The 10,711-nt window shown below is 69.6% G+C and carries 8 protein-coding genes and 4 pseudogenes; 8 read left to right on the top strand and 4 right to left on the bottom strand.

What is annotated here, in order from left to right; translation table 11 throughout:
* Positions 1-424: 424 nt before the first annotated feature.
* Together AB0D18_RS37040 and AB0D18_RS37045 are read right to left on the bottom strand one after the other, a co-directional pair.
* Positions 425-579: pseudogene (locus AB0D18_RS37040) on the bottom strand (transposase); the annotation flags it as partial.
* Between the two features lie 133 nt (positions 580-712).
* Positions 713-1,603 carry a hypothetical protein gene (locus AB0D18_RS37045; protein WP_362429209.1) on the bottom strand — a complete coding sequence of 297 codons (891 nt, stop codon included), beginning with the start codon at positions 1,601-1,603 and terminating at the stop codon, positions 713-715.
* Positions 1,604-1,877: 274 nt separating this feature from the next.
* On the opposite strand from AB0D18_RS37045, the gene AB0D18_RS37050 reads away from it, so the two are divergent.
* The 4 genes from AB0D18_RS37050 to AB0D18_RS37065 all read left to right on the top strand — a co-directional run bounded on the left by AB0D18_RS37050 (position 1,878) and on the right by AB0D18_RS37065 (position 6,433).
* The gene (locus AB0D18_RS37050; protein ID WP_362429212.1) at positions 1,878-2,441 is read left to right on the top strand and encodes a 2'-5' RNA ligase family protein; all 564 of its coding nucleotides are present in this window, start codon (positions 1,878-1,880) and stop codon (positions 2,439-2,441) included.
* Between the two features lie 124 nt (positions 2,442-2,565).
* Positions 2,566-3,216, top strand: a complete 651-nt coding sequence (locus tag AB0D18_RS37055) for a type III effector protein (protein ID WP_362429215.1) — start codon at positions 2,566-2,568, stop codon at positions 3,214-3,216.
* An 85-nt stretch (positions 3,217-3,301) separates the two neighbouring features.
* Positions 3,302-5,236, top strand: coding sequence for a molecular chaperone HtpG (gene htpG, locus AB0D18_RS37060; protein ID WP_362429217.1), 1,935 nt, complete (start codon positions 3,302-3,304; stop codon positions 5,234-5,236).
* Between the two features lie 777 nt (positions 5,237-6,013).
* Complete coding sequence (locus tag AB0D18_RS37065; protein ID WP_362429220.1) at positions 6,014-6,433, top strand: hypothetical protein; 420 nt, start codon at positions 6,014-6,016, stop codon at positions 6,431-6,433.
* Between the two features lie 63 nt (positions 6,434-6,496).
* Here the strand turns inward: AB0D18_RS37065 and AB0D18_RS37070 are convergent, their stop codons facing one another.
* Positions 6,497-7,675, bottom strand: a complete 1,179-nt coding sequence (locus tag AB0D18_RS37070) for an acyl-CoA dehydrogenase family protein (RefSeq protein WP_362429223.1) — start codon at positions 7,673-7,675, stop codon at positions 6,497-6,499.
* A gap of 163 nt (positions 7,676-7,838) precedes the next feature.
* Between AB0D18_RS37070 and AB0D18_RS37075 the strand changes: the two are divergent.
* Together AB0D18_RS37075 and AB0D18_RS37080 are read left to right on the top strand one after the other, a co-directional pair.
* Positions 7,839-8,137, top strand: a pseudogene (locus tag AB0D18_RS37075) (SDR family NAD(P)-dependent oxidoreductase); the annotation flags it as partial.
* 154 nt (positions 8,138-8,291) lie between these two features.
* A complete protein-coding gene (locus AB0D18_RS37080; protein WP_362429226.1) occupies positions 8,292-8,903 on the top strand; it encodes a class I SAM-dependent methyltransferase in 612 nt (203 codons plus the stop codon).
* Positions 8,904-9,005: 102 nt separating this feature from the next.
* Here the strand turns inward: AB0D18_RS37080 and AB0D18_RS37085 are convergent.
* Positions 9,006-9,213 (bottom strand): annotated as a pseudogene (locus AB0D18_RS37085) (IS630 family transposase); the annotation flags it as partial.
* Positions 9,214-9,243: 30 nt separating this feature from the next.
* Here AB0D18_RS37085 and AB0D18_RS37090 point away from each other — a divergent pair.
* Both AB0D18_RS37090 and AB0D18_RS37095 read left to right on the top strand, forming a co-directional pair.
* Positions 9,244-9,396 (top strand): annotated as a pseudogene (locus AB0D18_RS37090) (hypothetical protein); the annotation flags it as partial.
* 556 nt (positions 9,397-9,952) lie between these two features.
* Positions 9,953-10,711 (top strand): polyprenyl synthetase family protein (locus AB0D18_RS37095; RefSeq protein WP_362429229.1); only part of this gene is annotated, 759 nt, incomplete at its 3' end.

Raw genomic sequence — 10,711 nt, forward strand, 5'->3', positions numbered from 1 at the left:
GCCGCACGGCTGGTTCGTCCAACGCGCCACTGGGGCGCGGCGCTTCCCTCTGCAGTCGTAGGTATCCACCAAAGGACCGCAGCCCGAGAAGAGCCCCAGGGATGGAACCGTACGACACTCACCCCGGTGCTGACCCGTTTGTCCGCTCGGCCAATGCCTTCGAATCGCTGGCACCTACGTGGTGGGGCGAGGATACGGCCGGCTGGACCCACGCCGAACTCGAAGAACACCTCCAGGCGGCGGGGCGGGAGTTGCTGCGGCAGCTACTGCAGGACCACGTTCTCACTGTCGAAGGCGTGATTCCCCGCGACGCCGAGCAGCTGCTCGCCGCCCTCGAATACCGAGGTTACAGACATTCTCAAGGACCTTCCTCTGAAGTGACACGCTTGGCGGCGGACAACCCGCGGGCAATTATGGCGCGGTGCCGAAAGGTGTGCTCCAGGGCGAAGCGGCGAAGGAATGGCTGCCAGAAGCGGTCGACGTCGTCCGGTTGGTGCCGGTCTTGGAGGACCATGACCACACCGGCGGAGCTCCTCGTTCCTTGGACAAGTGCTCGACCCTCAGCCGGTCAACGTCCCCTCGACGCTGTTCGTCTTGGGCGGTTCCGACCAGCGAAGACGACGCCCGCACGTTCGGAACGACAACAGCGTCAGAGACGTGCGGGCGGATCGCTGGACGGTGCCGCGTCCTCAGCTGTGCACAGGGAGGGACTTCACTCGATGAAGACCTTCACGGAGTCGGGGCTCCCGTTGTTTCGGTTGACGCCGATGAAGAAGTCGCTTCCCGTGTGGGTGACGTCTTCGATCTCGTCAGTCAGGTTGTTCCCCGGAATACCGATATCGCTCTCCACATCATTTCCGGACCAGTTGTACTGGTACACCCAGTTCCACCCGGTATCGGGCGTGGAACTGTTGATGGACTTGGTGTTCCAGATGTAGTTCTCGGAGCAGTCAATTCCTTGGTCTGAACGATTGTCGTGACTCGTCAGGTTGCTCTTCACCAGTGTCCACCCGCTCGTCAGTGAACCGGCGCCGGGATGCGTCCACAGGTTGCCCAAGCGGCGGGCAGCGAATTTGCCGACTCCGTCGGCCGCCGTCGCGCTGTAGCAGAGGCCGCTGATGTTGCCGATGGGCAGATGGACTACCTCGCTTGCGCCCACAGACCCCGACGAGTCCAGGTGAACAATGGTCACATCGGCACTCGGGTAGGCCGATTGACTTCCTTGGGTGGCAATCAGGGCAGGACCCTGGCCCCGATAGTTCGGATGGTAGGCGAGGTCGTTACCGTGGCCGAGTGCGGGTATGGAGGTCGGTGCCCCGGCGCAGGTCCAGCTGGTACCGTCCCAGGCCGAGCCGTCGCGCAACCATCTGGACAGGACCGGCTCCTCCCCGCCCGCCTTGGTGAATATGATGTAGAGCTGGCCGCTCGGCCCCGCGACCATGCCTTGCATGACGGTGCGTCCCGCCCTGCATGGACTGCTGTTCGGGATGTTGAGGCGTTCTGCCCCACTCCTGTCAGTAGCGGCATCGGCGGACGCTGTCGCGGCAGTGGAGATTCCGGTCAAGAGTGCCAGTACGGACGCGAAACTCAGTAGCTTCTTCACTCGGTGTTCCTCCTTTGTGGATGAGGAGGAGGCTAGCATTTGACATGTACATTGCATCCGCGGCGGTGTCAATCCGCTGCAGGGACATCGGTTGTGACGGCCGGTCAGCTGTGCCTGCTTCGCCCATCAACATCACCACCGGGCGCCTGGTCCGCAGCGGTCTCCCTGCGGACCAGAGGGTCCGCGAAAGGAGGCCGGACGCACCTTCGGTGACGAGCCCGTCCGCCCGGTGCGGCGGTGTTGTCCGGTCGCCGCACCAGCGATCATGGATGTCATGGCGACGGAGACAACGCGGGCAGCGGGGGAGCAGGGCGAGGACGGCAGTGCCGCCGGCTGGCCGCTGGCGGTGGGGGACACCGCGCTGACCATCAAGGTTCCCGAGGCCGACCACCTGGTGCGGGCCGGCTTTCCGGCCCATGTGACGGTTCTCTTCCCGTTCCTGCACGAGAGCCTGCTCACCGGGGAGGCCGGGCGTGAGCTCGCCGGGATCATCGGTTCGTACGATTCTTTCGACCTGACCTTCGACGCCTTCCGGCGCTGGCCCGGCGTGCTCTGGCTGGCCCCTCGGCCGCATGTCCCGGTCACCGTCCTGCGCGCGCGTCTTACTGCCCGCTGGCCGCAAGCCGTCCCGTACTGGGGCGTCTTCGGTGACACGGGTCTCGACCCGCATCTCACGATCACGAAGGGCGAAGGCCCGGACATCTGGCCCGGCGCCTACGACGCGCTGGAGGAGCGGCTCGCGCCTTTTCTGCCGGTGCGCACGCGGGTGCGGCGGGTGGACCTGATCACGTGGGACGGCCTGCGCTGGCGGGACACCACGGCGTACGCGCTGGGCTGACGGGCAACCTCGGGGGCACCCCTGACGCGCTCCGTCGGCCGGGTTGTAGAGTGGCGACCTGAATGTCATCCACTGGATGACATTCATCATGTCATCGGTGCAATGACATTTCGAGGGAGGGTTTGTGTCCGCTGCCGAACGTCCGTCCGCGACCCGTGGCGACGCCCACAGTCCGGCCTCCTTCCTGGCCGCCGCAGCGGCTCTGGCTGCCGTCGACGACCTGCTGCGCGACGCCCAGCACGAGAGTGCCGGCACCGCAGGCCCCGGTCCGGAACAGGCTCTGGCCTCCCTGCTGCTGTTGCGACAGGTGCGCGAGCGGCTCGCCGGGTGGGAGACCGGCCTGATCGAGACGGCCCGTACGGCGGGCGCCAGTTGGGCGGACCTCGCCGGTCCGCTGGGCGTAGCCAGCCGTCAGGCCGCCGAGCGCCGGTATCTGCGCGGCCGCCCCGGTGCCGTCGGTACCACCGGCGAGCAGCGTGTGACGGCCACCCGGCAGGCCAGGGCCGCGGAACGCGCAGCGGCCGACTGGGCCCGCGACAACGCCGCCGACCTGCGCCGCCTCGCCGGGCAAATCACCGCACTCACCCGCCTCGGGCCCGCGGCCCGCTCGGCGCAGGCCGCCCTGCACACCGCCCTCGGCGCCACCGACGCCGCCGAACTCATCGCCCCCCTGGCCGGCATGCGGCCCCACCTCGGCGCCCGGAGCGCGGACCTCGCCCGACGGCTGGACGCCCTCGGCGACCGGATCGGGGCGGCGCCGGCCGACGACGCCTGACCCAGACCCGTTCCGATCGCCGGCCCTGCCCGTACAACATTGACACCCACCCCTGCCTTCAGGCATTGCAGAGAAAGGTCCTCCCATGACCAGCAGCGTCGAGACTCTGGAGTTCCAGGCCGAGACACGCCAGTTGCTCCGCCTGGTGATCCACTCGATCTACTCCAACAAGGACATCTTCCTGCGCGAGCTGATCTCGAACGCCTCCGACGCCCTGGACAAGCTGCGGCTGGAATCGCTGACCGACCCCACTCTCGCCGAGACCGGGGTCAACACCACGGACCTGCACATTGCGCTGGAGACCGAGAAGGACGCCCGCACGCTGACCGTCCGTGACAACGGCGTCGGCATGAGCCGTGACGACCTCGTGGAGCTGATCGGCAAGATCGCCAAGTCCGGCACCGCCGACCTGCTGGAGAAGATCAAGGAGTCCCAGGACGCCCCGACCGCCGGGAACCTGATCGGCCAGTTCGGCGTCGGTTTCTACTCGGCGTTCATGGTGGCCGACAAGGTCACCGTACGCACCCGGCGGGTCGGCACCGAGTCGGGTACGCAGTGGGAGTCCGACGGCGAGGGCGCCTACACCCTCCAGGCCGTTGACGGCCTGCCCGTGGGCACCTCCGTCACCCTGCACCTCAAGCCGACCGACAGTGAGGACGGCCTCGCCGACTACCTGTCCGAAGCGAAGATCCGTCAGATCGTCAAGCGGTACTCGGACTTCATCCGCTGGCCCATCCGCATGGCCACCGCGCGCACCGGCGCCGACGACAACACCACGGAGGCCACGGAGGCCACCGAGACGCTCAACTCGATGAAGGCACTGTGGGCGCGGCCGCGCTCCGAGGTGACCGAGGACGAGTACAACGAGTTCTACCAGCAGATCAGTTACGACTGGCAGCCCCCGGCAGAGACGATCCACATGCGCGCCGAGGGCACCTTCGAGTACGAAGCGCTGCTGTTCATCCCCTCGCAGGCGCCCTTCGACCTGTTCTCCCGCGAGACCAAGCGCGGCGTGCAGCTGTATGTCAAGCGGGTGTTCATCATGGACGACTGCGAAGCGCTCATGCCTCACTACCTGCGCTTCGTCAAGGGTGTGGTGGACGCCCACGACCTGTCGCTGAACGTCTCCCGCGAGATCCTCCAGCAGGACCGGCAGGTCCAGGGCATGCGCCGGCGGCTGGTGAAGAAGGTACTCGGCGCCCTGAAGGACATGCAGTCCAAGGACGTTGAGCGCTATGCCCAGGTGTGGACGCAGTACGGCCGGGCGCTGAAGGAGGGCCTGGTGGAGGACACGGACAACACCGAGGCCCTGCTGGGGCTGTTGTCGGCCGCTTCCACGCACGACCCGGAGAAGCCCACCACCCTGCGCGAGTATGTCGAGCGCATGAAGGACGGTCAGGACGCCATCTACTACCTGACCGGTGAGACGCGCGCCGTGGTGGAGAACTCCCCGCACATGGAGGCCCTCACCGCGAAGGGGTACGAGGTCCTGATCCTCACCGACCCCGTCGACGAGGTGTGGGTGGACCGGGTCCCGGCCTTCGACGGCCACCGTTTCCAGTCCATCGCCAAGGGCCAGGTCGACCTTGACGAGTCCGCTGACGGGGAAGGGGAGTCCGACGCCGAGAAGGTCCGGCGCGAGCAGGACTTCGCCGCCCTGCTGCCGTGGCTGGCCCGCATCCTGTCCGAGCAGGTCAAGGAGGTCCGCCTGTCGTCCCGCCTGACGACTTCGGCGGCCTGCATCGTCGGTGACGCCCACGACGCCACGCCCACCCTGGAGAAGATGTATCGGGCGATGGGGCAGCAACTGCCCACCGTGAAGCGGATCCTGGAACTGAACCCCGCGCACCCCCTGATCACGGCGCTGCGCACCGCACACGACGCCGACGCGGACGACCCCGCCGTGGCGGAGATCGCCGAACTGGTCTACGGCAGCGCGCTGCTCGCCGAGGGGGGCGACCTGCCCGACCCGGCCCGCTTCACCAGGCTGCTCACCGACCGTCTGTCGCGCACGTTGTGAGTACGGGTGCGGCCCGGCCGAACCGCCGGGCCGCACTCTCGTCGGCGGACACGGGCCGGCGGTTCCGGTGCGCCTTCGGGCGACATAGTTCGGCTTCCGCCATGGCGTACGGGCCCGCGCGTCCCGGTTCCCGTTGCGGTTGTACGGAACCGAGTGGCGGCCGTCTTCCCTGCGGCTGAGCCGCGGCGAGTTCACGGGGCCGGGCGGCGAACGGGCTGTGGCTGCCCGGGAGGGCGCGCACGGTGAACGGTTGTCGGGCATGGCCCGGTCGGCTCCCGCGATCAGCGGATCCTGCACGGCCGTCGGCGCAGCGCAGGAAGGTCCGTGGGACGTACCCCCAGCGTTGCGGGGTCACGATGACCGGAATAATGGCGGCGGGCCTGGCGCAGCGTGTCCAGTACGGCCGCGGCGCTGTCGTCATCGGCACGCTGGCGAGCGCGGGCCTCTCGGCCCGCAGGCCGGCCGGCCCGGCTGGAGGTATCCGCTGGGCAGTGGTGCGTCGAAGCCGTGTCCCGGCAGGTCGACGGCCATGCTTGCGGTGCCGGGTGCCGGGTGCCGGGTGCCGGGTGCGCGCTGTGTCGCCGCCCACCGCCCGGAGCCGTGCGAGGCCCCGTGCACGAAGACGAAGACGGTGTCTTTTTTGGAGCGGAATCAGTCATGACCGCCACGAGACCCGGCCCCGATCATCCCGTGAAAGACCTGACAAGCCGGCCGACGACACACGTGCGGTATGACGGGGAGGCCGGCATGGCGGCGCGGCACCTGAGGCCGAGCGTGGTGTCGTCATACAGACTCAACGACCCGGCACCGCGCGCCGCCGCACCGTCCCGCTCCGACTTCCCCAACGCCGGCTGCCCGAAGCGGACGTTCGCCGAGCAGGTGGAGGGCCCGACCGTCCGCTACCAGCGGCGCACGCCGCTGCTGCAGCAGGTGGTCGAGGCGGTCGGTGTCCTGCTGGCGGGCCGCGGCGGGGCCCGGATGCTGCGCGTCATCGACGTCGCGCCATCCCGGTGCACCGTGCTCTCGGTGCGTCGCTCGGCGGTGGACATGCCGGAGGAGTGGGCCCGGTACCAGTGGGTCTTCACGACGCCGGACCAAGGTCCGCGCCTGGCGGGAACGGCCGTCGTCCGTTTGCGGCGGAGCCTCATCGACCAGGTCATCGTCTTTGCGGGGGAGATCGAACGGTCCGCCTCCTGAGCATCCAACCCTGACGGGCTGGAGATCAGCTACTGCCATGGCCGGGACCCCTGGCCGGTGCCGTCAGACGATGCGGGCGACCTGTTCCGGGCGGCCGAGCAAGGACTTTCCGTACGTCTCGTTGGCGACTGCGGGGGAGGCGTTCATGTGCCGTGCTGCCATGTTCACGTCGCGCCAGATCCGCTGGAAGGGGCTGGAGTCGGCGAAGCCGCCGGCTCCATGTGCGGTGGCCAGGAGCGTGACGGCGTCCACGACTTCCGTGATGGCGCGGCTGACCAGCGCCCGGGCACGGGCCCGGTCCGCGACGGTGGGGGTGCTGCCGTTCTCGGCCGCCGCATCGAGGCTGTCGGCCACCCGCAGGGCAAGGGCTTCTGCGGTTTCGATCTTCACGGCGGCCTCGGCCACCTGCAGCTGGAAGGCCACGGACTCCGCTTGTGTGGCGTAGTACGTGCCGACGACGGGTTTGTCCGATGCGTGGGCCGAGACGTGGGCCAGCGCGGCGCGGCCCATTCCGAGCTGTGGGGCGAGGAGGGCCAGCAGCAGGACGGACGCCACGGGCGCCCCGGCGTCCTGGTCGAGCGGCCCGAACAACTCCTGCACGGCAACCACTCGGCCCGCGGGAAGGAACAGGTCTGTGGCCGTCGCGGTGCTGCTCGCGGTGGCCCGCATGCCCAGCACGTGCCAGGTGTCCTCGAACGTGAGGTCCCCCGCGGGGATCGCGCACAGCGCCTGGCCGGTGGTCCGGCCGGCATCGTCGGTGAGCAGGCAGCCGAGCATGACGTGCGTGGACAGCGAGCCACCGGAGTTGTAGGGCCAGCGTCCAGTGACTCGCCACCCGTCCGGAACCGGTCGGGCCTGGGCGCTCGGAGCGAGGACCCCGGTGATCCTGACGCCCGGGTGTGCCAGGATCTCGCTGCGCACGGGTTCGGGGAACCGTCCTGCCATCCAGGTGCCGGCGGCCATGTGGGAGGTCAGCCAGGCCGCCGAGCCGTCGCCCTCGGCGAGCGCGGCCACCACCTCGACGAGTGTGCGCGCCCCGGCCTGTGTGCCGCCGAAGCGGGCGGGCAGCCAGAGCTTGAACATGCCCGCCTCGGCCAGCGCCGTCACGACGGGCTCGATGAGCCGGCGCTCGGTCTCGCAGCGGGGCGCGTGGGAGCGCAGCAACGGGACGAGTGCGTACGCTTTTTCCAGCGCCTCGGTCTTCTCGGTCGCGGTCCCGGCTGCTGACATTTTGGTGGTCATCCGCCCACGATGTATCGGGAAGTTCACCCCTGTCCATGATGCCTGGTGGGCGGCGGTCCGCTCGGCTCACGGGGGACTCCGCGGGTACCCGGGAACTGATCAACGTCCTTCTGCCGCACCGCACCCTGGCGCAAGAGCACGTGGTCGCCGGCGTCGCTGTCGCCTCGACGTCCTCGGCAACAACCTCGGCATCTTCGGCGCCGGCCCGCCCTGGAGATCACCAACGAGGAGTGGCGGCGCTACTTCGAGATCAACGTCCTGGCCGCCGTCCATCTGACCCGGCGGATCCTGCCGGGGATGCGCGAGCGCGGCTGGGGCCGGCCGCAGTCGCTCCTCCAGCGGCTCATCAGACCCGGCGAGATCGCGAACATGGTCAGCTCCCTCGCCTCGCCGCTGACATCGGGGCCGACGGGCGGCGCGCTGCGGGTGGGCGGCGGTTACGTGGACGCGATCCTGCCGTAGGGGGAGGCGGGGTGCGACCGGGCCGGGAGGCGCGAGCGCGTGACGGGGACGCCCGACGAGCGGCGGATCCCCGGCCTCCGGATCAGGGCCGCACCAGTGCGCCCGCGGCCCCGCACGCAGGGGCGGGCCGACGCCGCAGCCTATAGTCGATCACATGAGTCGTTGGCAGGAACTGACCGGTGGTACGTCCGGGAGCGAGTACGCCGCCCGTTTCGAGGCGCTCGGCCGCGGTGGGATGGACCTGCACGGCGAGGCGTCGTTCTGCGCGGCCCTCGTGCCCGCAGGAGCATCGGTGCTCGACGCCGGCTGCGGCACCGGTCGAGTCATGATCCGGCTGTCGGAACTCGGCTACGACTGTGTCGGGGTCGACCTGGACGAATCGATGCTGGACGTGGCGCGGGCACAGGCGCCTCAACTGCCGTGGTTCCGGGCAGATCTCGCCGAATTCGATCCGGAACTGCTCGGTATCGCCGCGGACTTCGACCTCGTGGTCGCCGCGGGCAACGTCCTGCCGCTGCTCACTCCCGGGACGGAGGCCACGGTGATCCGTCGCTTGGCCGCGGCCCTGCGTCCCGGAGGTCTGCTGGTCGCGGGCTTCGGGCTGGACGCCGCCCATCTGCCCGTGCCCCCGACGACCACCCTGCCCGAGTACGACGCCGGCTGCGCCGCGGCGGGCCTCGCGCTGGTCGACCGTTTCGCCACCTGGGACGCCGCCCCGTACGACGGCGGCGGCTACGCGGTCAGCGTCCATCGCCTCGACGCCTGAACCGGGTTGACCGGACCGAGGGGCGACGCGGCGACGCGGAACGTGGCGTCGGCCTGAGCTGTCCGGCAGCCGTCGCGCGGCCGAACTGCGAGGAAGTACGAGGGCCGGCTGGGACTTCGCGAACTTCTTGATCTCGCGGCGCTCGGGCAGGGCGAACGTCCTGGGCCGGCTGCCGGCGTACTCCGGATACAGCGAGTCGAAACCGCCGGTGTGGGAGTGGTGGCTGACAACCCCGGACCCGGTCCGCGCCGGTGAACGACATCTGGGCGATCCTCGCCACCCGCATGCCCTGCGCGGACAGGAGCAACATCCTTATGTCGAGCCGTAAGACCTCGCTCCCTGGAAGCACCTGCTGGACGAGGTCGAGGCCGGCCGGGAGGCGGTTTGGCGCGAGCGCGCCCGAGGTGCCGAGATCGGCCTTCCACGGCCGCCGACCAGGGCGATGTTCCTGATGTGGGTGGTGCGACAACGGCGTCGGAGCCGTGATGTGTAGCCCCGTTCACCGGGCTGATTCCGCGTACCTTCGGGAAGTTGGTGACCGCACCGCACCGCACCGCGGAGGTGCGGACGCGGTGCGCCGGGCGCGCCCGTGACGTCTGCCGCTGGAGGAGCGGGCCCTGCTGGTTGCGGCGTACTGGCACGAAGCTGACCACGCACCGAATCGCCCTGCTGAACGGCGTCTCGAAGCAGCACTGCCTGCGCGGGGAATTGCCTTCGCGACCTCCCCCGGACCGTCTTCGCGCTCGGGCTCGGAGCGGGGTCGCGTGGGCCGGGGGAGTGTTCTTTCCGAGTACTCGGCGGGATATTCGGGCCCGTTGCATCCGGGCGGGCCCCGTGGAGGGAAGAGGCAGGAGGTATTCCGACCGGCGTCCAGGGAAGGCAGCGCGATGCACCGTACGCGGACGAACGAGGGCCCTTGGGGTGGTGGGCGGTTCCGTGCCGTGCCGGGGCACGAGCCATGGGCGGACCCCGCGCGGTACGGGGTGTCGTACGGCGGGGGGCCACCGTCCTCTGGACTCGCCATTGCCGCGCGCCGTGTCGACGCAGATGTGCCCGGGGTCGTACGGGATGTTCTTGAGGAGTTGTTGCGGGAGCGGGTGCGGGAGGCAGCGGCGCTCGACGCGACGTTCGCGGCGGAGGTCGCGGAGCGGGTGGCCGACTTCACGCTGAACGGAGGGAAGCGGCTGCGGTCCCAGTTCCTGTGGTGGGGGCTGCGTGCCTGCAACGGGGGTGCTCGGCCCGGGGTGACGGACACCGCGCTGCGGGTGGCGGCCGGGCTCGAACTCATCCAGACGTGTGCCCTGGTGCACGACGACGTGATGGACGGCTCCCCCGTGCGCCGGGGCAAGCCCGCCCTGCATGTTGCGTTGGGCAAGCGTCACAGCAGTTCAGGGGCGGAGGGCACGGACGAGGCATTCGGGAGGGCCGGCGCCATTCTTGCCGGGGACCTCGCGTTGAGCTGGGCCGACGATGTCGTCGCCGAGGCCTGGGACGCGACGGAGGTCGGCGGGGAGGAGCGGGCGCGGGTCCGCGAGCTGTGGCGGGCCATGCGGACCGAGATGGTGGCCGGGCAGTATCTGGACCTGCACGGTCAGGTTTCACGGTCCCGTGCGGTGGGAGACGCGATTCGCACCGCGACGCTCAAGAGCGCCCTGTACTCCGTGGAGCGGCCGTTGGCCCTGGGAGCGGCGCTGGCCGGGGCTGACGGGCGGACTAAAAGTTGTTGCACAAGCCCTCTGTGCGGGCATCTCCCTTGTATGCGCGGGGTGTTGCTGGCCGAGGCATTGTGGGTGGAGACCTTCACCGGG

It is taken from the genome of Streptomyces sp. NPDC048442, from assembly GCF_040651475.1.
Taxonomy (GTDB): Bacteria; Actinomycetota; Actinomycetes; order Streptomycetales; family Streptomycetaceae; genus Streptomyces.

Coding starts and splice junctions, on each gene's coding strand:
- AB0D18_RS37050 (WP_362429212.1), top strand. CDS start 1,878: ATGGCGACGGAGACAACGCGGGCAGCGGGGGAGCAGGGCGAGGACGGC.
- htpG (WP_362429217.1), top strand. CDS start 3,302: ATGACCAGCAGCGTCGAGACTCTGGAGTTCCAGGCCGAGACACGCCAG.
- AB0D18_RS37070 (WP_362429223.1), bottom strand. CDS start 7,675: ATGACCACCAAAATGTCAGCAGCCGGGACCGCGACCGAGAAGACCGAG.
- AB0D18_RS37080 (WP_362429226.1), top strand. CDS start 8,292: ATGAGTCGTTGGCAGGAACTGACCGGTGGTACGTCCGGGAGCGAGTAC.